The sequence below is a fragment of the Gluconobacter cerinus genome (genome assembly GCF_002723935.1).
GTDB lineage: Bacteria > Pseudomonadota > Alphaproteobacteria > Acetobacterales > Acetobacteraceae > Gluconobacter > Gluconobacter cerinus.
Genome location: NZ_BEWM01000005.1, coordinates 217,986 through 239,059 on the forward strand (window position 1 = coordinate 217,986; position 21,074 = coordinate 239,059).

Below are 21,074 nucleotides of genomic sequence, written 5' to 3' on the forward strand. Positions count from 1 at the left end.
CGCTCTGGAAAGCAGATTATAAAAAAGGCCTGAAGGAGAACTCTCCTTCAGGCCTTTTCTGGTTCTAAAACGTTAGGAAATCAGCGTCCTGCAAATCCAAGGAAGCCGGATGCCGGATCAGCGGTACCGCCCTTTTCATCGAAATGAGGAGAAGGCGCCGCACGCGTTGCTGTCGAGGCTTTGCCGCCAATTGTCAGGTGACCGCTGCCACCTTTCATCTGCACGCCGCTATCCTTAACACTTGTTTCCAGACGTCCATCCGGATTGTAGGTCCGCATGGAAAGCAGCAGGAACATGATGTCCTTGCGGTTCAGGTCAATCGCCATATCCAGCGGGGTTTGATCAAGAATGTTGTGGCCATTCATGTCAGCACCGCGATTCAAGGCTTCCTTGGACGCATTCAGCGAACCGCGATTGATGGCGTCGAAGAGAGCTGTCGTCGGGTTCGTGTCCACACGCGCATGACCTGCGTCGTCATCTGCGGCCTCTGCACCTGGCAGGGCTGAAGGAGGGGCTGCACGTTTGGCAGCCTTGCGGGCTTCTGCCTTTTTGGCAGATTCTTCCGCATCCTGTTCAGCTTCCGCGTCATCGGCATCCTGCGCATGGGCAGAGTGCCAGGGCACGAAGATTGTCGGTGTGGCTGCCAAAGCGGCAATCAGCAGAAGGCGGGGCAGGGTGAGGGGCAGTCGCATAGGGTCAATATACTGCGATCTGAAGTCCTGTGCGAGTCTCCAGAATCGTCGTCCGCAACTTGTCACATGCTGCAATATCAACGTCCTTCCCGCCACCAGCCCACGCCAAGGAATATCAGCGCCAGAACCAACGCCAGCCATGCCGGAACAAGGTCCTGTGTACGCGTCTCTCCTGCTACCGCAGCCTGACTCACAGGCAGGCCGATCCACCCGGAGCCGGAGAGATCTTGACCAGCTGTGACCTGACGCAGATGAGGAATACCGATTCCTGCCCAGTTCTGGCTTCCGCCCGATGCTTTGGCCGTTGCGCCCATAACTGTTGCGGTCGCGCGGAGGTCCTGCCGTTCAAGAATATCCTGTGCGGCAGGGCTGGCGAAGGCCACGAGGCCATCTTGCCGGATGGTCCAGATCCCGCTGCCTGTTACAGGCATTGTGCCATGCCAAAGGCCTTTTCCGCGTGTCATGGGGAGGGGCTGGGTGTGTCCGTCCGGAAAGGTGACCATGGCTTGTGGTGTTATTGTTGTCTGACCCAATGCGTGACGGTCCACCGCAAGCTGACCATTTTCAATGCGGGCACTCAGCCGGTTTTCTTCGAGATCCGGCTCCTTCATGAGCCAGTGCGAAAGACGGCGCAGCAACTCAGCCTGTGGACCGCCGCCGCCCTCACTACGGGACCAGAGCCAGAGCTGATCAGACAGCAGCATCGCCACGCGCCCTTGATCCACTCGGTCAAGCAGAAGGAGAGGTGAGCCATTGGGGCCGCTCATTAGATTCTGGCCGTGGGACTGATCCACCTTCGCTGAACGGTACCAAGGGCCCCAGTCAGTGCTGTTTCCCAGTCCTGCAGTGACCGGATGAGCTTTGCCAAGCTCTGTCAGGGCCGGACGAAAAGCCTGCGTTACGAGACCATCGGTTGGGACATGTGCTGGAAAAACCTGAGCCAGTGTCGTGTCCTGCAAGGAGCCATCTTGCACGAATTCCGGCCCCGCCGTGATAAGCAGGCCACCACCACGGCGAACATAATCCGCGATGTTCGTCAGATACTCTTCCGGCAGGATATTACTGTTGCGAAATCCATCCAGAATAATGAGATCAAAGCTGCGGATTTTTTCCTGAAACAGTTCCCTGATGGGGAAAGGTATCAGCGCCAGATCCGAAAGCGGTGTGCCATCATCTGTGCTCGGGGAGCGGAGAATGGTGAAGTGGACCAGATCGACTGACGGGTCCGCTTTCAGCAGACGGCGCCAAACACGCTCACTCTGGTTCGGCACGCCAGAAACCAGCAGAACGCGCAGCCGGTCCCGAACACCGCGAATGCGAATGACGTCGTTGTTGTTCAGAGTAGAGGCCTCGCCCGGGAGGGCTGAGACGGAGAGGCCAACCAGTGTTTCACCGGGATGCTGGACAGGAACGGTAATATCCTGCGGCTGGCCTGTTTGGATTGTGCGAGTTGTTGCAGGAGCGTCTCCCGCACGGACGGTCAGGGTTGTTGTCGCGGGGGCAGGCGTTCCCAGATCGTCGACTTGAAGGCGAATGGTCGCGTTCTGGCCGACAATGGCATACGGCGGAGTGCTCAAAATTCGCAGACGACGGTCCGTTTCTTCTCCCCTTGCCGCCAGAACCAGATGAAGCGGTAGTCTCTGTCCGTTCGGGCCCTGAAAGCGAGTTGGAAGCCGTGATGGGACGTCATGATCCATGCCATCCGTGACAACGATGGCTCCGGCAAAACGACCTTGCGGCAGATCCGCGTGATCCATCGCGTCAAACAGGCGCGTTCCGTGGCCTGAGCCTCCCGGCACATCAATGCGATGAAGTGTCAGGCCCGGCAGGTGCGTTGCATCCTGCGTGATCTGATTGGCTGTCTGATCTGCGAGAGACGCACGCTGCCCAACCTGCATGGACGGAGAATGATCCACGATCAGGAGGGCATCCTGTGGAACAGGTCGAAGAACCGGGTGTAGGGAGCGCGGTCCAGCCATCCAGCCCAGAAGCATCAGAACGGCCAATGCACGCCAGACCATCCCGCGCGCACCACGCACCAGACCGTAAAGGGCGCTTAGAATGATGAGTGCGCCCACAGTAGCCAGAAGCCAAAGTGGAAGCATGGGGGCAAGGTCGAACGTCATGGTGCGTCCTCCTCGTCTTCGTCCGTGCCGACGGAGGGGCTTTGCGTGTCAGGATTGTCCTGCCCCAAACGATGGAGCATTTCCGGGTAATGGGCCTGATCGCTCTTGTAGTTTCCGGTCAAGGCGTAGAGCACCATGTTGACGCCAAAACGATAGGCTTGTGTGCGCTGATCATCGCCACCGGGGAGAACGGCGTAAGGGTGGTTGCCGGACGCATCGACAGCCCATGCATGAGCCCAGTCTCCGTTGCCGATGATGACAGGACTGACATCATCGTTCGCTTCATCTCCGTTACGAGCCACATAAACGGGCTGCCCATTGACGCGCCCCGGGAAGCCGCTGTGGAGCAGATAGAACGTGTGCCCCAGAACGTGCTTGTCCGTGAGTTTGGCAAGAGGAGGAATGGTCAGTCCGTCCGTGACGCGCTTAAGAGCGGCTCTCACGGCGCCTCCTGATCCTGCATCCATATCCGTGCCGGCGCCCTGCTGATCAATCAGCAGAATCCCGCCGTGATCCATGAAGGCGTTCAGGGCTTTGGTGCGAGCGGCATCCGGTTGTGCATCTGCTGTAATGGGCCAGTAGATGAGCGGATAGAATGCCAGATCATCTTTCCCGGGAACAACACCGTCAGGGTGCCCAAGAAGGGCAGAGCTTCGGGCACTTGTATAGTCAGACAACCCCTGAAGCCCCTCTCGGGAAGCTGTATCCACATCGTCATTCCCAGTGACGATGTAAGCCAGCCGGGTCTCCAATGCGGCCTGCGGCACCGTTGTCGGGAGTGCTGAGGGGACTGGTTGCTGAGCCTGGGCCTGTTGGAACGAAAGTACCACAAGTACACCACACAGAGGGCCAAGCAGTCCACGCCGTCGCAGGGACAATGCAAAATCCACAAGCAGGACCAGCAGTCCGGTGGCAAGAAGCCATGGGCCAAGCGGCCTATCTGGCGACGCGCCTTCGGGCGTAAGTTGCGTTCCCATGAGCGCCTCTTCCCGAAGAGGGGGGGCGTGGTCTGACAGGTTCAGTGGGCGTGTTCCGTGGGCGGGACCATAGAGCCCTGCTGGGTGAGTGACGCTGACTTCTGTGGTGGCAAGAGCATTGGCTTTGACGGCCCTGGCTGCTGCGGGAGGCATAGTGAGGCCGCCGGTGCTGTCCAGTGTGCGCCAAGGGGTAAGATCGGTGGGGCTCGTGCCAGTCACGCCTGCGGAGCGCTCGATCAGACGCTCCAGCATCTGTGGAAACAGGCCGGAAATGGGAAGATTGGACCAGTCAGGAGAAGCTGTGATGTGGAACAGGACAATTTCTCCATTGCCTTCCGACCGTGCCGTGACCAGCGGCGTCCCGTCTGCCAAGGCAGCCCAGACGTGATCCTGCAAGCCCGTCTCTGGCTTCGCAAGAACCTGTCGTGAGACTGTCATGTCTGGCGGAATGGCGAGGTCAGCAAAAGGCGACGTGGCAGGGAAAGTTTCCAGAGCCTGAGGCTTGCCCCAGGACATCGGCCCCCCAAGCTGGCGCATACCGCTCATCAGGGGAACGGGCAGCAGAGCATCCGGGGCGTCGTCGGTCGCGTTATCCTGTTGCGAAGACTGAGCGGCTGCAAGGCCCGGGCCAGCAAAGCGGATAAGCATTCCACCATGCCGGACCCACTCCAGAACGCGGTTGCGGGTCTGGTCGCCAGAGAGGGAACCATCGGTGGCCACCAAGACGGAAAGTGACGAACCGAGCAGAGCGCTCGCGTCACCGGTTCGGCGTTCCGAGAGTGTATCGAGCGCATGGTTAAGGAAGAATGCTGAACCAATGAGCGGTGTGTTGTCGCCGGGCGTCTGAAGGAGACCAACAGGGCGACGATGTCCGACGTCTCCTCTCAGCACTGTTGTCGCTGGGCCTGCCAGGCCTTCTACAGCGAAATGATCCAGCTGGTTACGAAGCAGTGCAGGTAGCGGAAGTATTTTGTCTTCGCCAATCTGAACCGGATATGCTGCCAAGGTCCCGCCATTCCCTGCAACGGCACGAACCGTAACTGTCCGGCTGGGGCAGGAAAACCCTTCGACCTTCGCATGAAGAGTGCCGTTTGCCTCCTGATTGGCACTCAGGCGTAGAACATCGCAGGGGTTCCAGCGCATATCCTGCACGGCTTCTGCTTTGCTAAGGGTGTTTTGCAGAGCTTCGTCATGAGGGGCGGCGACCCCGTCAGACAGCAGAGTAATATGTTGGTTCGACAGATCAATATGGCCAAGCTCGTCAGCCAGCCCTGCGCGATCAACCGGCCAGGGCTGAGGGCGCATGTGCTCAAAACGTTCCGAAAGAGCGTGGCTGTCTCTCGTGACGAAAGGCTCTGGCATCGCGCCATCGGGGGAGCGGGCTGCACGAACAAGTGTTACCGGGTTTCCGCTGCGGAGAGCTGATTGTCCAAGGGAAAGAGCCGCTGCAACGCGTTCATTCCAGTGCGGGATTGCGGCCCATCCGTCATCCATAACAATGAGGAAGGGACCGTTCGTCTTTCCAGAACTGTGTGGAATGAGGACGGGACGGGAAAGGCCGAAAATAACCAGTGCAACTGCGGCAATCCGGAGAATCAGGAGCCAAAGAGGCGAACGGGCTGCATCCTCTCGCTGCGCCGTCAGGCGGCGGAGCAGCAGCAGTGATGGAAAGGACTTTTCCTGCGGGGCAGGAGGTGTCGCGCGGACAAGCCACCACAGCGCTGGAAGTGCCAGTAGACCAAGCAGAAGAAGAGGCGAAAGAAAAATCATCGTCCGCTTCCCATGGCGAGGTGGAGGGCCAGTAGCGCAGGGAGCGGATCCTGCGATGTTTCATGCACAATGCAGTCGGCATGCAGGTTTGCTGCACTTGCTTTCAACGCATCCAGATGCGCTGAGACCGCGTGTTCATAAGCTGAATTGAGACTTTCCACGGCGGGAAGGGTCAGAACACCGCCCTCAAGACCGGAAAAGCGGATTCGTCCTGTCTGATTAAGGGAACGCTCGCCGGGATCCAGAATGCAGAGCAGATGGACGCGGACAGGCCGACTGGCACAATGCTTGAGAACGGCTTCGATCCGGTCTTCTTCCCAAAGAAAGTCACTGATGAGAACCAGATCTGTCTGAGGTGACAGCGCATTTAGTGGAGGAAGTTCTGGTTCATCCGTCGAAGAGTGAAGGAGAGCCTCGCCGAGACGGCTGAGCACCTGAGCTCCACCAAAAACGCGTCCGGCTTCTGGCCCTGTCAGAAGGCCAGCCCGTTCACCACCGCGGAGAGCCGCACCGGCCAATGCCAGTGTACAGAGCTGAGCACGCTCCCGTTTGGTGGGGAGCTGGTTGGAAGACCGCCAGTCCATGGATGCAGAAGGATCGCACCACACGAGCAGAGACTGCGCGTTTTCCCGCTCCCGTTCCCGCACCCAGAAGCTATTTTCGATGGGAGAGCGTGCGGACTGCCGCCAGTCAATGGCCGTTGCCGGTTCCCCAGAGTGATAGGGACGGAACTGCCAGAAGTCTTCTCCACTCCCGGAACGTCTGCGGCCATGTGCGCCGGCCTGAAGGCTGGCTGCAATCTTTTCGGCCTGAAGCAGCAGAGCCGGCAGGGCGAGCCGCTCGGCTGGTGCCGTGAGAGAGGCGGGAGAGGGCCTGTTCTGGGAAGAGAACAGGCCTCGGAGCGTTTCAATCGGACTTTTCACAGGGTTCAGAGAATCGTTTGCGCCTGTGCGCGGATCAGGGCTTCGACTGTTACGCCGGAGGCCCGCGCACCGAAGCCAAGACCGATACGGTGTGAGAGGACGGGTTCTGCGAGCGCGATGACATCGTCCAGGCTGGGGGCAAGACGGCCGTTCAGCAGGGCGCGGGCACGGGTCGCAATCATCAGGGCCTGCGCGGCGCGAGGACCTGGGCCGAAAGAAACGGCATCCCGCACTTCGGAAGAAGCAGACGGGTCTTCTGGGCGAAGGGCGCGCGTCAGGCTCAGGATTGCGTCAACGATTTTATCGCCAACAGGAAGTCGACGAACGAGGGCCTGCGCTGCCAGAAGGGATTCGGCGTTCAGAAGCGTCGGTGCCTGTGCCGTTGTGGCGCCCGTTGTTTGCAGGAGCATCTGGCGCTCTGCGTCCCGATTTGGGAAATCCAAAGGAATGCGAAGCATGAATCGATCGAGCTGGGCTTCTGGCAGCGGGTAGGTGCCTTCCTGCTCGATCGGGTTCTGTGTTGCGAGAACGTGGAAGGGGCTTGGAAGAATGTAATCCTTGCCACCCTGCGTTACGCGGTGTTCTGCCATGGCCTGCAACAGGGCTGACTGCGTGCGGGGGCTCGCGCGGTTGATTTCATCCGCTAGTACAAGCTGTCCGAAGATCGGGCCAGGAAGGAATCGGAACGCCCGCTGTCCGTTGACGTCCTGATCCAGGATTTCAGCACCCGTGATGTCTGACGGCATCAGATCAGGCGTAAACTGGATACGCGTGGCATCCAGGCCCAGCACGCGGGAGGCCGTGTTGACGAGAAGGGTTTTGCCGAGGCCCGGCGCGCCCATCAGAAGTGCGTGACCGCCAGACAGGATCGTGACGAGAACCTGCTCGATCACCCGGTCTTGTCCCAGCACGATACTGCCGATAGCTGTGTGGACATCGCGGAGAACAGGGGCCAGACGATCGGCCTCGGCCACATCTGCTTCGCCCCGGAGGGTTCCGGCGGAGGCGCCGGTAGAATAATGCTGCTCGCTCATATCACCAGTCTGACAGGTGTGGGGGTTTCATCAAGGCTCGATTGCACCCAACTTGGTGTGAGAAGAGAAGTTTTCATTTTAACCGGAGGGAAAATTGAGCGCTCATGATTGTCGGGATGTCTCCCCATCTGACGTTTTCCCCGCGACGGGATCTGCTGATGCGGCTCCAGCACCGGCTACCGGTGTCCGGAAAATTCCATTTCTGATTCGTCGGGATGGCACCTGGCTGTATCGGGGGTCTCCCGTGACGCGCAAGGCGATGCTTTGCATGTTTTCGTCCATGCTGACACGCGATAGCGAAGGCACGTACTGGCTGAAAACGCCCATGGAAAGCGGGGTTATTCAGGTCGAGGACGTCCCCTACATCGCCGTTGAAATGGACTTTCGGGGAAGTTGTGGGCGCCACCAGACGCTCTGTTTCCGCACCAATATGGACGAACTCGTTTGCGTGGGGCCGGAACACCCTATCGCGTGTGACTGGGACCGTCCGCTCGATGAGTGTGGCGCCATTCCTTACGTTCATGTGAGAAACGGGGAAGGTGATTTCCCGATCCAGGCGCGAATCAGCCGCTCCGTCCATTTTGAGCTCGCGGCTCTTGCCGTGCAGGGCCATGTTGAGGGCAAGCCGTGTCTGGGCGTCTGGAGTCAGGACTGTTTCTTCCCGTTATCCCGCCAACCATGATGGAGACATCCGGACTTCTGGCCCGTCTGGACGACCGGGGTGGTCTGGATGTTTTGTGGAGGCTCCTGCCAGAGGCACGCCTGGTGGGTGGGTCCGTCAGAGATCTGCTGCGCGGCATCTCCGTGCACGATCTGGATGTGGCAACGCCTGAGCCCCCCGACATCGTACAGGACATTCTAAAGGCTGACGGAGTCCGGGTTATTCCGACCGGATTATCTCATGGCACTGTGACGGCTGTGATTCGGGGTGTGCCGTACGAAATTACAACCCTACGGCGTGACGAGCAGACGGATGGTCGGCATGCTGTTGTTGCCTGGACAGAAAGCTGGGAAGAGGACGCTGCACGTCGCGATTTTACCATCAACGCGATGTCTCTGGATCGGCATGATCGTCTGCATGACTATTTCCAGGGCAGCCAGGATCTTGAAGCCCATCACGTTCGATTTGTTGGAAACGCCGGGCGTCGCATTGAGGAAGATGCTCTGCGGGCGCTCAGATTTTTTCGCTTCGATGCGCGCTATGGCAGGGGAACACCCGATCATGAGGCCTGCACGGCGATTGCGGAACGGCTTGATCTGATTGATGGCTTGTCCGCCGAACGGATTGCCTCAGAACTCCTGCGGATTCTGACGGGACCAAGAATACAGGAAACGTTGCAGGCTATGCAGGACGTTGGCCTTTTGGCTCGGATTGTCCCTGCACCCAATCTGGTCTTGTTACGGCGGCTTCTGATGTGTGAAGCTCCAGAAGATCCAGTGTTGCGGCTATCGGCTCTCGGTCATGGGCAAGGTGAATTATTGGCAGAGCGTCTAAGGCTCTCCAATGCGGATCGTGACCGGCTGCGTTTGTTTGATTCTGATCGGCCAGATCTGGCACCCGCAATGTCTGCTGACGATATCCGGCGGGCACGTGTGGAACAAAACCTTTCTGTTTTGCTGGACAGAAGCTGGCTGTTGCAGGCTGCGCTGATTGGTGTCCCAAGTATTGAATGGAACAGGCTGCGAGATCGTCTGACTCAGGAACCACAACCTGTGTTCCCGCTTGGAGGCAAAGAGGCCAGAGACGCCGGGATTATGCCAGGCCCAGGCATGGGGCAGTGGTTGGCTAAGGGGCGTTTGTGGTGGATGAACCACGGGTGCCTTCCGGGCCGAGACGCATGCATGGCGTATCTTCTGGATGAGATGGGAGAAGCGTCAGAGTAGGCATATGGTGTCGTCGCGGTTTCGTGCTTTTGCAGAGGCCTGCTAAACCCCCTCGAATGAGCAGAAAGACAGCCCTTGATACAGACAGCCAGGTTCTGATTCGACGGATCTGGCGTGATGAAATGCGTCATCACGTGCGCCAGATTGTGAGCGTAGTTGTGCTGACGGTTCTGATGGCAGGACTGACGGCGCTCTATCCAGTGGTGATCAAACGCGCTGTAGACATGTTTGCGGCTCAGGACCCGCGCATTCTCTACCAGGTGCCGGCACTCGTTGTGATTGTGACGACCCTCAAGGCTGCCTCCCAGTACGGGCAGACAATTGCCGTTCAGGGGCTGGTACTGACTGTTATCCGTGGGCTTCAGTCGCGGATGTTCGCACATGCCCTGCAAACAGACATTTCGCGCATTGAGCGCGAAGCGCCTGCTCAGTGGGCCGCACGTTTCACGACAGACGCTGTTTCGATCCGTGAAGCCATGGTTAGGGTCGTGAATGCGCTGGGCGACGCTGTTACTGTGGTCGGGCTTGTAGCAGCCATGATCTGGGCTGACTGGGAACTTAGCCTGATTGCCCTGGTGCTTTATCCCGTCGCAGCAGTGCCAATTCAGAAGCTTGGTAAAAAGGTTCGTCGGGCTTCGGGGGGAATGCAGGAGCAGATTGGCGAGACTTCTGCGCTCCTCAATGAGAGCTTTGCCCTGGCGCGTCAGGTGCGCATTTACCGGATGGAAAGTCGGGAAAGCGAGCGCGTCGATCATTCTCTGGATCTGTTGCACACTGCTTTTCTGCGGATTGCGAAGGGACGTGCACGCGTCGATCCCGTTCTGGAAGTTCTGGGAGGTACAGCAGTTGCCGTTGTGCTGGGCTTCGCCGGGTGGCGTGCCGCCATGGGGGGCGCCACGCTTGGTGATTTCACAGCTTTCATCACAGCGCTGCTGACCGCGGCGCGCCCCATTCGGGCTCTGGGTTCTCTCAATACGGCGATGCAGGAAGGATTGGCCGGGCTGTCTCGTGTCTTTGCAGTGATTGATGAGCCTCCTGCAGTTGTCGAACGGGCGGACGCTCTGACGGTCCCATCTGGAACTGGACATCTGGTTTTCGAAGAGGCGTCTTACGAATACGAAGATGGGCGTGTCGGACTGGCCGGTCTGACCCTGGATGTTCAACCAGGGCAAACAGTCGCGCTGGTGGGCCCTAGTGGTGCGGGAAAATCAACTGCACTTTCCCTGATCCCACGTCTGCATGACGTGACGGCAGGGCGTATTCTGCTGGAAGGCGTAGATATCCGGGACGTGCGTGTATCGTCCCTGCGTGATGCGATTGCGTATGTCAGTCAGGACACGACGCTTTTCGATATGTCGCTCATGGAGAATATCTGGATTGGCCGCCCGGATGCGAGCAGGGAAGAAGTCGAGAACGCCTGTCGGATGGCGGCTGTCGATTTTCTCGGTAATCTTCCACATGGACTGGAAACGCGTGTTGGGCCGGGGGGACGGCGCCTTTCAGGGGGACAGCGACAGCGTGTTGCTCTCGCGCGGGCTCTTCTGCGTAACCCGCGCGTACTATTGCTGGACGAAGCAACAAGCGCGCTGGATTCCGAGAGTGAATCTCGTGTTCAGGAAGCTCTCGGTACGCTTCGCACAGGTCGCACCACTGTTATTGTGGCGCACCGACTTTCAACCGTGCAGGCTGCCGACGTTATCGTTGTGATGGATGGAGGCAAGGCCGTTGAATCTGGGTCTCATGCGGAGTTGCTCAAGAAGAACGGCCTCTACGCCCGCTTGGTCCGAAGCCAGTCTCTTGAAGCGGCCTGATAGAGGTTTTTGAGTTCAGGCAGGAGCTTTTCATAAAGCTCTCGTTTGAACCCCAGATTGCGCTGAAGAAGATCCTCAGGGGCAATCCATTCCCATGTATCGAACTCGGGCGGGAGATGAAGATCCAGACGGATATCCCCGTCCTCCCCATCAAATCCGAGAACAAACCATTTCTGTGTCTGGCCTCTGAATTTTCCGCCTAGCGCGCGACCAATCAGGGCAGCAGGAAGATCATAGGACAGCCAGTCCGGCCGTTCTGCGAGCAGTGTCGCCTTCGTGCACCCAGTTTCTTCTTCAAGTTCACGGAAGGCCGCAGTTTGCGGGTCTTCTCCGTCATCAATACCCCCCTGGGGACATTGCCAGATATCCCCAGGAAGATCGGCGCGACGGGCGACGAAGAGCTCTCCATGACGATTGAACAACGCCACGCCAACATTGAGGCGGTAGGGCAGGTCTGAAAAATCGGTCATAGGGGTGCCGTCTGGATGTTTGTTGACTGAATGGATGCCTGATGATCCGTCGTGCCGTTATCGGCAAGTGCGGAGGGTGGGACCAGAATGAAACGCTCTGCCGCCGGGCTTTTCAACCATGCTTCAAGGCGGTCGATTGCGACGGGTGTCAGCGGCCCCATCATCAACAGAATATGGGTGGGCTTGGCCCCGTCTGGGACTAGGGCTGCAAACTTTGCGTCAAGCGTTTTGGCATCTGTGTCACCATTGATCCACGTGGACGCTGTCATACCCCGGATATGACGGTCTTCCTGCGACGATCTGCTGATATATAGAAAGCCACGACTGGAAATCGTATCTGCCAGAGATTGAAATGCAGGCGTAGTTGCGTAGCCGTCTGCCGGTTGGCTGTCTCCGGCCTCGGCGGCATCGGTTAGACCTGTGGCCCCTTTAGCCTGCGAGAGGCACCAGTCCAGTTCCTGTCGGTCTTCCGCTTCCGAATTGCCATAGCCTAACGCATGAGGGCCTTCGTCAACCTGCTCTGGATGAGCGCTTTGCATGGGGAGTGTGACGTAAGTTTCGCGATGGGCCGCGTGTGCTCGAGACAGGACATCTGTCAGATTGCCAAGATAGGGCGAGACACCGACAGCAACGGGCTCGGGGATTCGGGAAAGGACGTCATATGTCATGGCGTCTGAATACCCGAAACCTTCGAGCACGATGGCCACAACGCTTTTGCCTGAAGCTGTAATTGTTGCCAGATCGGTATGGGTTATCTGCGCAATCGGGGGCGGCATTTCCGACGTTTTTATCGCTAACGCAGGTTGCACTGGTGAGACCGATGAATTTGCGTTGAGAGCGGCTTTGGAATTCTGATTTATCGGCGTCGCCGGGGGGGATGTCCTCTCACCGGAAGCAGTATTTTCTGGCGGGTGTGACGGTAGCGCCAGAGCAGTTTCGTTTTTTTTTGGTGGCACGTCAGCAGGTGTTTGATGCCGAAGCATCAGGGCTGCTGACGTGCCACCAACCAGGACGACACCCCAGAACACGATCAGAAGACGCCCGATCACGGGAAGGCGGCTCCAGAGCCCAGAGCGGGATGAAGCGGGACGGTTCTGCACGGTCTGGGCTGTCCTGTGTCGTTCTACGGGTTAGTGCGTCGGCGCCGGTGCAGGGGCGGCCTTTTTGTCTGCTGGAGGCGCTTTGACTTCCGTGGCCTGCTCTACAGCCGGTGCAGGATTGGAAATTCCAGCCATGGCGTTCACGACCTTGATGGCCTGCTGCAGCTGGAAGTCCGTTGCAGGTTTGGTCAGATCAAATTTCGGCCAGTCTGCCGGCGGAGCTTTCGGAATAGACTTTGAGATCGGGGGCAGGTCAGTCCGAGGCGTTTCTGCTGTCCGGTTTCCACCAACATTGGTCAGAATGTGGGACAGGTCCGCTTCCCGATAACCATAGGCGTCATCGTCCTTGGTTTCCGCAACGGGGATGTCAGGCGTGATGCCCAGTCCCTGAATGGAGCGGCCAGATGGCGTGTAATAACGCGCCGTTGTCAGGCGAACGGCACCCTGATCCCCAATAGGAATCAGCGTTTGGACAGACCCCTTGCCAAACGTCTTTTCACCCAGAATGACAGCCCGACGATGGTCTTTCAGTGCTCCGGCCACGATTTCACTGGCAGACGCAGAGCCACCATTGGTCAGAACGACAATCGGGAGGCCATTTGTGATGTCCGTGCCGCGCGCATCCCAGCGCTGGTTGTTTTCAGCATGCCGCCCGCGGATGGAGACGATTTCTCCCTCCTTGATGAAGTCATCAGAGACGGCAATAGCCTGATCGAGCTTGCCCCCCGGATTGGACCGCAGATCAAGGATGATACCTGTCAGCTTGTGGGCTGGACTCTTGGCAGCTTCAGCTTTCAGCTTGTCAAAAGCGGCATGCATTGCGCCTTCGAGATCATCGTCGAACTCTGTCAGGCGAATATAGGCAGTGCTGCCGTACAGAGCGGATCTTACGATCTGGACGTGAACGATTTCGCGCTTCATGTCGAACGTGAGTGTCTTGCCCGTTTTCGGGCGAACCACCGTCAGGCTGATGGACGTTCCCGGATCGCCGCGCATCTTGCGAACAGCTTGATCGAGCGTCAGGCCATCAATGCTTTTGTGATCCACCATCGTGATGAAATCACCAGTCTGGATACCAGCCCGTGCGGCGGGCGTGCCATCAATTGGAGACACAACACGCACATGGCCGGATTCAGCCTGAACCTGAAGGCCCAGACCGCCGAACTTGCCGGAAATCTCGGTCTGCATGTCCTTGAACTGGGCGGCGGTCATGTAAGACGAGTGGGGATCGAGTTCACCAACCATACCGTCCAGGGCATTGTTGATGAGATCTTTGTCCGTCACGGGATGGACGTATTCGGCTTTCACGACATCCATGACCGTGCCGAGCAGGGTCAGGAGGCGAACGGTTTCAGCGCTGTTGTCGTGAGAGACGTCGCGAGCGATGGCGGCGGTGGGGAAACTGCCAGCGGACCCGACGAGACGCAGTGCGCCCGGTCCGACAGCCAGTCCGGCCAGAAAGGCGGTGCCCAGCAACAGGCCAGTACGGAACTTCATGTGATCTCCATCCTCGGGAACGGGCGTGCTTCCGGCGTCTCTTGCAGTGTGTGAACTAGCGCGAAACGGGTTGCCGAAATGTTAAGACGTGATCTTACAGTGTCCTGCCCTGTCAGAAAACAGGGTCACAGAAACGGAGCAGGGCTGACAATCTGGGCGCCGTGGCGCAACTGGACAAAGAGCAGCCCCTCAGCAGACGGCATTTGCCCAAGTGCGGCAGCTTTCCTGACACTTTGCCCGCTGGATACACCCAGTGAGCCCAGACCAGAGAGAACAAAGCGGTAATTCTGTCCGCAATCCAGAATCAACATCTGTCCAAAAGAGCGGAACGGACCAGAAAAGACGATTCGGCCACTGCACGGAGCTTGAACGGATGCAGAAGGCACAGCGGCATAGGTGATGCCTGTTGACGGACCGGCTTCCGTATCCTGTCCCCACCGGACCGCAATACGCCCGGTGACAGGTGCATGGCCGCTCCCGGAAGAAACACCATTCCCGGCGGAAAGAGCTTTGACCTGAGCACGGGCTTTGCGCGCCTGTTCCATCTGATGGCTCTTTGCGAGCGCACGGGCTTCGGCTTCCAGTGTTGCTTTGGCCTGAGCTTCCTGCCGGGCGATTGCGTCGATTTCTGCGGAAAGGTCCGCTGACGCCTTCATGGCTTCGGCAACTGCGGATTTCGCACGGCGTGCAGCCTGGTCCGACACGTTTTCCTGCTTGGCCGCAATCCGGGTTCTGGCGGCCGCGATATCACGTTGATGAGTCTGTGACTGAAGGAGGCCATCGAGCTCTTTCTGGCGGGCTTCCAGAGTGGCCCCGATTTCCTGAAGCTCATCTTCCTTCGCTTGCAGGTTTGCAGCCCGCTGCTGGGTTAGGCGGGAGAAACCTCCTAAAATGGAAAGTGCGGTAATGCTCTCAGTTGCAGTCGTCGGGGAGGCTAGCAGAGCAGCATCGGGCGCTATCGAGAGTCTCGCTGCAACGGGCAGGAGCGGTTGGAGCGCTTGGTTTTCGTGGGCGATATCCTGCCGCACGGTTGCTTGCCGACTGGTGAGATCTGCAATTTCGGTATTCAAAGCCGCGATACGGGAACGTGTCGTCTGTACCACGGTCTGGGCCGTATGGGTCTGAGCGGCCAATGCATCTTTGCGCGCGCTATCCTGCAGGGCCTTTTGCTGTGCGGTAACCGCGGCAGCCTGTCTGGCACGGAGTGTGGCGGCTTCCTGAGCCTGCTGTGTCTCAAGCGCTTTCCGGGCAGCCTGAGCTCGGGCCAGTGCTTGTTGTCCCGCGCTCAGGGCATGCGTCGGGTGGGCGTGGGCAGTGGTATGATGCCCATGAGGCGTGGACGCAGTCGCGGCCACCAGCAATGGCGAGAACGCCAAAACCAGTGGCAGAACGACGGCTGGGTCAGGCGTTTTCAAGCAGGGAGACGCCTGTCATCGCTGGGGGCTGAGCAAGACCCAGAAGTGCCAGAAGCGTCGGGGCCAGGTCTGCCAGACGTCCGTCGTGAATCGTTTTGCCGTCAGCATGGGCCAGAATGACCGGAACGACGTTGAGGGTGTGGGCCGTATGGACGCCGCCCGTCTCCGGGTCGCGCATGGTTTCGCAGTTTCCGTGATCGGCGGTGACGATCAGTGTGCCACCTGCGCGGACAAGTGCGTCATTAATGCGGCCCAGCCCCTGATCTACGGTTTCGCAGGCCTTGATGGCAGCGGGCAGGGAGCCTGTGTGGCCAACCATATCCGGGTTTGCGAAGTTCAGAATGATCATGTCGAAGCGGCCGGAATCAATGGCTTCTACGGCACGATCTGTCAGCTCAGGAGCGGACATTTCTGGTTGCAGGTCGTAGGTGGCGACCTTAGGAGACGGCACGAGAATGCGCTCTTCGCCCGGAAGCTGAACTTCACGACCGCCGTTAAGGAAGTAGGTGACGTGAGGGAATTTCTCAGTTTCGGCCATACGAAGCTGAGTCTTGTTAGACTTGGCCACGACCTCACCCAGAAGATCTTCCAAAGGAATTTTTGGGAACAGAACTGTCATGTAAGGCGACAAGTGATCCGAGTAACGCGTCATGCCGGTAATGGCGGCAAACTTGATGCGGTGCCCGCTGTCGTATCCATCAAAGTCCGGCGCCACGAGAACGTCCAGCAACTGACGGATACGATCGGCACGGAAATTACAGGAGAGAATGCCGTCGCCGTCTTTCATGCCACCATACTGTCCGAGTATGGTTGGAAGGACGAATTCGTCTCCCTTGTCCTCCGCGTAACTGGCTTCGAGTACAGAGAGGGCGTTATCTGCATGAGGGCCTTGACCATCACGGATCGCATCCACGGCCAGCTTGACGCGCTCCCAACGGCGATCGCGGTCCATGGCGTAGTAGCGGCCACTGATCGTGGCAATCTGTACGGTCTCTGGCAGATCTCGAAGGAGGGCTGAAATGAATTCCTCGCCGGAGCGTGGGGGAGTGTCACGGCCGTCGCTGAAAATGTGTAGAGCGACGGGCACTCCTGCTGCGCTGACGATTTTTGCGAGAGCCAGAATATGGTCTTGGTGTGCATGAACGCCACCGGGCGAGACGAGACCCATCAGATGGCAGGTTCCGCCTGAAACCTTCAGTGCATGAATATATTCTTTGAGGGCTGTATTTTCGGCGAGTGAGCCGTCACGAGCACTGCGGGAAATGCGAGGCAGTTCCTGCATTACGACGCGGCCTGCACCAATATTCAGGTGGCCGACTTCGGAGTTTCCCATCTGGCCTTCAGGAAGCCCGACATCTTCTCCGCATGTTTTAAGAAAAGCATGCGGGTTATTCGCCCAAAGTCCGTCAAACGTTGGGGTGTTTGCCAGTCTTACCGCGTTATCGGAGTTTTCTTCACGCCAGCCGAACCCGTCCAGAATGACAAGCATGACGGGGCGGCGTGCAGAAGAAGCGGTATGGGACATGATTGGACTTCCTGTCTCGCATTAAGGAGGAAAAGACTGTCGGGCATTATGCCACTTCTCCTCCAGAATGCGAACGCCCGCCAGATGGCGGGCGTTGCAGGTGACATGACAGTCGCGTGAGCGTCAGATCTTGTCGATGCCGCCTTTGACGGCGTCCTTGACGTCACCCTTGGCGGTCTGGGCCTGTCCCTTCAGATTTTGGACAACGCCTTCACCTTCAAGCTTTTCATCGTCGGTGACGCGACCAACTTCTTCCTTGATCTTGCCGACGACCTTGTTGGTGGCGCCTTTGATCTTGTCTTCAATGGAGCTCATGACATTACCTCCTGAAACAGGGTTGCCGAACATAAACGGCTGGTGAGGCAGGAAGTTTCATATCTTGCGCTCAGATATGCGTGACAAAGCGGCGTGCGGCTTCCATATATCCAAGACTGAAAACCTCAGATTTTCTGGAGATTGACCATGACCCAAAGCTGCGGTCCCGTTTCGGGAACCAATGGCGGGGGGTGTGGCGTCGGCCTTACGCCGGAACAGCGCCGTATCCTGCTCGAGCATGGCACCGAATATCCCGGTTCCAGCCCGCTGAATGATGAAAAGCGAGCGGGAATTTATGCCTGCGCAGGATGTGGGCGTGAACTTTTTTCATCCGCCACGAAATACGAGAGCGGAAGTGGCTGGCCGTCTTTTTTCGCGCCTTTGGAAAACGGTGTCGGGACGACGCAGGACGTCAGCCACGGAATGGTTCGGACGGAAGTGCACTGTGCGGGTTGTCACGGGCATCTGGGGCATGTTTTTCCTGATGGGCCACCGCCCACAGGGTTACGGTATTGCATGAACGGTCTGGCACTCGATTTTCGCCCGGCCGAAGGAGAAAAAGCATGAGTCAGGCGCTGCCGCCTATCGTTCTCGACCACCCGCTGGTGCGCCACAAGCTGACCCGTCTGCGTGATAAGAATACATCTACAGCAGGCTTTCGTCGGCTGACCCGTGAGCTCAGTCTGCTTCTGGCATACGAAGCGACGCGCGGGCTTTCTCTGGCGTCTCGCCATATTGAAGCCCCGAGCGGGCCAATGGAAGGTGAGGAACTGGACGGCAAGAAGCTATGCTTCGTCTCCATTCTGCGCGCAGGAAACGGCCTTCTGGACGGAATGCTGGATCTGGTTCCGTCTGCGCGTGTGGGACATATTGGTCTGCGCCGCGACCATGAAACGCTGGAAGTCAGCGAATATTATTTCAATATGCCAAGCGACGTTCCGGGGCGGACATGTATTGTTCTGGACCCGATGCTTGCCACGGGACATTCCGCTGCGGCGGCTGTAGCGCGCGTCAAGGAAGCGGGTGCGATTTCACCTGTTTTCGCCTGTCTGCTCGCGGCTCCAGAAGGCATTGATTACATGACGAAGCTGCATCCCGATGTGCAGATCGTAACGTGTTGTGTTGATCAGAAGCTTGATGAACACGGATATATCGTCCCCGGTCTGGGCGATGCTGGCGATCGTCTTTTCGGGACGCGCTAAAAAGCCTCAAATGTTCAGCACACGCGCTTGTGTGCTGAACATCCCGCCGTTTTGTGGCCGGTTATGCATCACCCCCGTTCAGGAGATGAAGTACCATGACCGCTTACGCTATTTTCATTCGTGACAAATTGACCGACCCAGCCGAATTTGAGGCTTATTCAAATGGTGTTGGCGAGACCTTCAAGGGGCATCCGGCCAAAATTCTTGCTGCCTACGGAAAGCAGGAAAAGCTTGAAGGTATCGAGCCGGATGGTGTCGTTATTGTCGAATTTCCGGATATTGCTGCTGCCCGGGCCTGGTATGACAGCCCAGCCTATCAAACTGTCGCGAAGCATCGCTGGAAGGCCGCTTCTTACAACGTGGTGATTGTAGAAGGCGTCTGAATTTCGGAAATTAGGTTGCAGTTGCATTGTGTTCGACGCTGGAAGACCAGGTCGAACACAATGCGTGCAGTTTCAGTCCCGTCGAACGATGTAATGACGGGCAAGATCGGTTTCGATCTGCGTGGCGTGCTGAGTGTCACGGGCTTCGATCATCACAACCAGCTCGGCTGTCTGAACTGACGGCGAGGCAAAAAGGCGATGATGGGACACTTCGATGATGTTTCCACCGTAGTTGCCAATACGCGCGGAAATGTCAGCCAGCATTCCGGGGCGGTCGGGAATTTGGAAGATCAGGCGAAGAATTCTTCCGTCCCGGAGAAGGGATCGAAGGATCGTATTGGCCAGAATACGGGCATTGATGTTGCCACCCGACAAGGGAAGGGCAACCTTGCGGCCCTTGAACATCTCAGGGTTGGCCAGAACAGCAGCCAGACCAGTCGCGCCAGCGCCTTCGCAGACCTGCTTGGCTTTTTCCGCCAGCGTCGTGATGGCGCTTTCGACCTGAAGTTCGTTGACCACGAGAATTTTGGAAATCCGGTGACGAAATGCTCTGAGGCAATGATCGCCCAACTGCGTCACGGCAATGCCTTCAGCAATTGTCGAGCCGCCGAGAGTGGCGCCACCTTCTGTGGGAAATGCGGCTAGAGAGGCATAAGCCTCGACCTGCACGCCAATGATTTCCACATCGGGGCGAAGTGCAGCCATGACGGTTGCAAAACCACCGATCAGGCCACCACCGCCGACAGGGACAACGACCGTATCAATGTCGGGTGCATCTTCGAGAAGTTCGAGTGCAGCAGTCCCCTGACCTGCAATGACGGCAGGGTCATTGAACGGATGGACGAGGACCCGGCCTTCTTTATTCTGAATTTCTTCCGCCGTGACGCATGCAGAAGCAAAATCGTCGCCTGCGAGGACAACATTTGCTCCCCATGCCTGGGTCGCTGCAACTTTGGTTGCTGGCGTGAAGCGGGGCATGACGATCGTGGCATCAATGCCAAGGAGGCTGGCCTGACGCGCTACACCCTGTGCGTGATTGCCTGCCGAGACTGTAATAACGCCGCGGGCGCGTTCCTCGGGCGTCAGGAGCGCCATTTTGTTGGCTGCTCCCCGTTCCTTGAACGAGCCGATAGCCTGAAGATTTTCAAGCTTGAGCGTAATTTCGGCACCTGTCAGGCGGGAAAGGGCCGGGCAGGCAATCGTCGGCGTGCGAACGACCGTGGACGCAATACGCTTCTGAGCGTTTTCAATGTCCAGGAGGGTCACAACAGGGGCGACGGACGTCAGGACGTCAGACATTAGCGGTATGTGACTTTCAGGATCTCGTAGCTGCGATCACCGCCGGGAGCGGGAACGGAGATGGTGTCGCCCACATCTTTGCCAATCAGTGCCTTCGCCAGAGGAGACGAGATTGAAATCAGGCCCTGCTTGATGTCGGCTTCATGAACGCCAACGATCTGATAGGCGTTTTCCTTGTCCGTCTCTTCGTCAACGACTTCGATATGCGCGCCGAAACGTACTTTCGTGCCGGTTAGGGTCGAAGGATCAATAACTTCTGCCGAGGAAACAATGCTTTCCAGCTCAAGTACGCGACCTTCGATGAAAGACTGACGGTCTCGGGCGGCGTGATATTCGGCGTTTTCGGAAAGGTCGCCATGTTCGCGGGCTTCTGCGATGGCACGAATGACTGCAGGGCGGTCAACGCTCTTGAGGGTACGCAGTTCGTCTTCAAGACGCTGCAGTCCCTTTGCGGTCATGGGGATCTTCTGCACTCTGAAATCCTCGGAAAAGCGTGACTGAAATTGAATGAACAGCCTGACAACATAGGATTTTAGGGGGGTTTATGCAAGGTGGCGCGTTTTTGTTTATCGAAAAGCAATAAATTCTCTAGCGAAACGAAATGAAATATATTATTGAAAAACGATAAATTCATTGTCAGGATAGGTAGGA

19 protein-coding genes are annotated in these 21,074 nt (G+C 57.9%); 6 read left to right on the forward strand and 13 right to left on the reverse strand.

The features are described 5' to 3' along the window. Positions 1-80: 80 nt before the first annotated feature. The 5 genes from GCE01_RS12885 to GCE01_RS12905 all read right to left on the reverse strand — a co-directional run bounded on the left by GCE01_RS12885 (position 81) and on the right by GCE01_RS12905 (position 7,522). Entirely contained in the window at positions 81-692 is a 612-nt protein-coding gene (locus tag GCE01_RS12885) for an ankyrin repeat domain-containing protein (protein WP_099213186.1), read from the reverse strand. Between the two features lie 77 nt (positions 693-769). Then, complete coding sequence (locus GCE01_RS12890; protein WP_099213187.1) at positions 770-2,818, reverse strand: hypothetical protein; 2,049 nt, start codon at positions 2,816-2,818, stop codon at positions 770-772. Then, positions 2,815-5,565 (reverse strand): DUF4159 domain-containing protein, encoded by a 2,751-nt coding sequence (locus GCE01_RS12895; protein WP_099213188.1) that lies wholly within the window; start codon positions 5,563-5,565, stop codon positions 2,815-2,817. Before GCE01_RS12895 ends, GCE01_RS12890 begins: the two co-directional genes overlap by 4 nt. After that, positions 5,562-6,488, reverse strand: a complete 927-nt coding sequence (locus GCE01_RS12900) for a DUF58 domain-containing protein (protein ID WP_099213189.1) — start codon at positions 6,486-6,488, stop codon at positions 5,562-5,564. Before GCE01_RS12900 ends, GCE01_RS12895 begins: the two co-directional genes overlap by 4 nt. Before the next feature lie 5 nt (positions 6,489-6,493). Continuing rightward, entirely contained in the window at positions 6,494-7,522 is a 1,029-nt protein-coding gene (locus GCE01_RS12905; RefSeq protein WP_046901207.1) for an AAA family ATPase, read from the reverse strand. A gap of 94 nt (positions 7,523-7,616) precedes the next feature. Between GCE01_RS12905 and GCE01_RS12910 the strand changes: the two genes are divergently transcribed. Genes GCE01_RS12910 through GCE01_RS12920 form a run of 3 tightly spaced genes read left to right on the forward strand, consistent with a single transcriptional unit; the run spans position 7,617 to position 11,217 of the window. After that, a complete protein-coding gene (locus tag GCE01_RS12910) occupies positions 7,617-8,204 on the forward strand; it encodes a DUF1285 domain-containing protein (protein ID WP_099213190.1) in 588 nt (195 codons plus the stop codon). After that, a complete protein-coding gene (locus GCE01_RS12915; protein WP_099213191.1) occupies positions 8,201-9,406 on the forward strand; it encodes a CCA tRNA nucleotidyltransferase in 1,206 nt (401 codons plus the stop codon). Before GCE01_RS12910 ends, GCE01_RS12915 begins: the two co-directional genes overlap by 4 nt. Before the next feature lie 56 nt (positions 9,407-9,462). Then, entirely contained in the window at positions 9,463-11,217 is a 1,755-nt protein-coding gene (locus GCE01_RS12920) for an ABC transporter ATP-binding protein (RefSeq protein WP_099213192.1), read from the forward strand. Here GCE01_RS12920 and GCE01_RS12925 read toward each other — a convergent pair. The 6 genes from GCE01_RS12925 to GCE01_RS12950 all read right to left on the reverse strand — a co-directional run bounded on the left by GCE01_RS12925 (position 11,175) and on the right by GCE01_RS12950 (position 17,539). Then, positions 11,175-11,687 carry an RNA pyrophosphohydrolase gene (locus GCE01_RS12925; protein WP_099213193.1) on the reverse strand — a complete coding sequence of 171 codons (513 nt, stop codon included), beginning with the start codon at positions 11,685-11,687 and terminating at the stop codon, positions 11,175-11,177. The two genes, GCE01_RS12920 and GCE01_RS12925, sit on opposite strands and share 43 nt — an antisense overlap. Further along, the gene (locus GCE01_RS12930) at positions 11,684-12,787 is read right to left on the reverse strand and encodes a divergent polysaccharide deacetylase family protein (RefSeq protein WP_099213194.1); all 1,104 of its coding nucleotides are present in this window, start codon (positions 12,785-12,787) and stop codon (positions 11,684-11,686) included. Before GCE01_RS12930 ends, GCE01_RS12925 begins: the two co-directional genes overlap by 4 nt. Before the next feature lie 30 nt (positions 12,788-12,817). Next, positions 12,818-14,284: a S41 family peptidase gene (locus GCE01_RS12935; protein WP_099213195.1), complete on the reverse strand. Its 1,467-nt coding sequence runs from the start codon at positions 14,282-14,284 to the stop codon at positions 12,818-12,820. A gap of 125 nt (positions 14,285-14,409) precedes the next feature. After that, the gene (locus GCE01_RS12940; RefSeq protein WP_099213196.1) at positions 14,410-15,699 is read right to left on the reverse strand and encodes a murein hydrolase activator EnvC family protein; all 1,290 of its coding nucleotides are present in this window, start codon (positions 15,697-15,699) and stop codon (positions 14,410-14,412) included. Then, on the reverse strand, positions 15,686-17,224 hold the full coding sequence (gene gpmI, locus GCE01_RS12945; protein ID WP_099213197.1) for a 2,3-bisphosphoglycerate-independent phosphoglycerate mutase: 1,539 nt from the start codon (positions 17,222-17,224) through the stop codon (positions 15,686-15,688). Before gpmI ends, GCE01_RS12940 begins: the two co-directional genes overlap by 14 nt. Positions 17,225-17,347: 123 nt before the next feature. Continuing rightward, positions 17,348-17,539 (reverse strand): CsbD family protein, encoded by a 192-nt coding sequence (locus GCE01_RS12950; RefSeq protein ID WP_046901216.1) that lies wholly within the window; start codon positions 17,537-17,539, stop codon positions 17,348-17,350. A 147-nt stretch (positions 17,540-17,686) separates the two neighbouring features. On the opposite strand from GCE01_RS12950, the gene msrB reads away from it, so the two are divergent. The 3 genes from msrB to GCE01_RS12965 all read left to right on the forward strand — a co-directional run bounded on the left by msrB (position 17,687) and on the right by GCE01_RS12965 (position 19,124). Continuing rightward, positions 17,687-18,106 (forward strand): peptide-methionine (R)-S-oxide reductase MsrB, encoded by a 420-nt coding sequence (gene msrB / locus GCE01_RS12955; RefSeq protein WP_086632972.1) that lies wholly within the window; start codon positions 17,687-17,689, stop codon positions 18,104-18,106. Next, the gene (upp, locus tag GCE01_RS12960) at positions 18,103-18,741 is read left to right on the forward strand and encodes a uracil phosphoribosyltransferase (protein WP_064275018.1); all 639 of its coding nucleotides are present in this window, start codon (positions 18,103-18,105) and stop codon (positions 18,739-18,741) included. Before msrB ends, upp begins: the two co-directional genes overlap by 4 nt. A gap of 95 nt (positions 18,742-18,836) precedes the next feature. Next, positions 18,837-19,124, forward strand: a complete 288-nt coding sequence (locus tag GCE01_RS12965) for a DUF1330 domain-containing protein (RefSeq protein WP_099213198.1) — start codon at positions 18,837-18,839, stop codon at positions 19,122-19,124. A 72-nt stretch (positions 19,125-19,196) separates the two neighbouring features. On the opposite strand, the gene GCE01_RS12970 is transcribed toward GCE01_RS12965, so the two are convergent. Next, complete coding sequence (locus tag GCE01_RS12970) at positions 19,197-20,423, reverse strand: threonine ammonia-lyase (protein ID WP_086632974.1); 1,227 nt, start codon at positions 20,421-20,423, stop codon at positions 19,197-19,199. After that, positions 20,423-20,896: a transcription elongation factor GreA gene (gene greA, locus GCE01_RS12975; RefSeq protein ID WP_086632975.1), complete on the reverse strand. Its 474-nt coding sequence runs from the start codon at positions 20,894-20,896 to the stop codon at positions 20,423-20,425. The genes GCE01_RS12970 and greA overlap by 1 nt, the downstream gene beginning before the upstream one ends. Between the last annotated feature and the right edge of the window lie 178 nt (positions 20,897-21,074).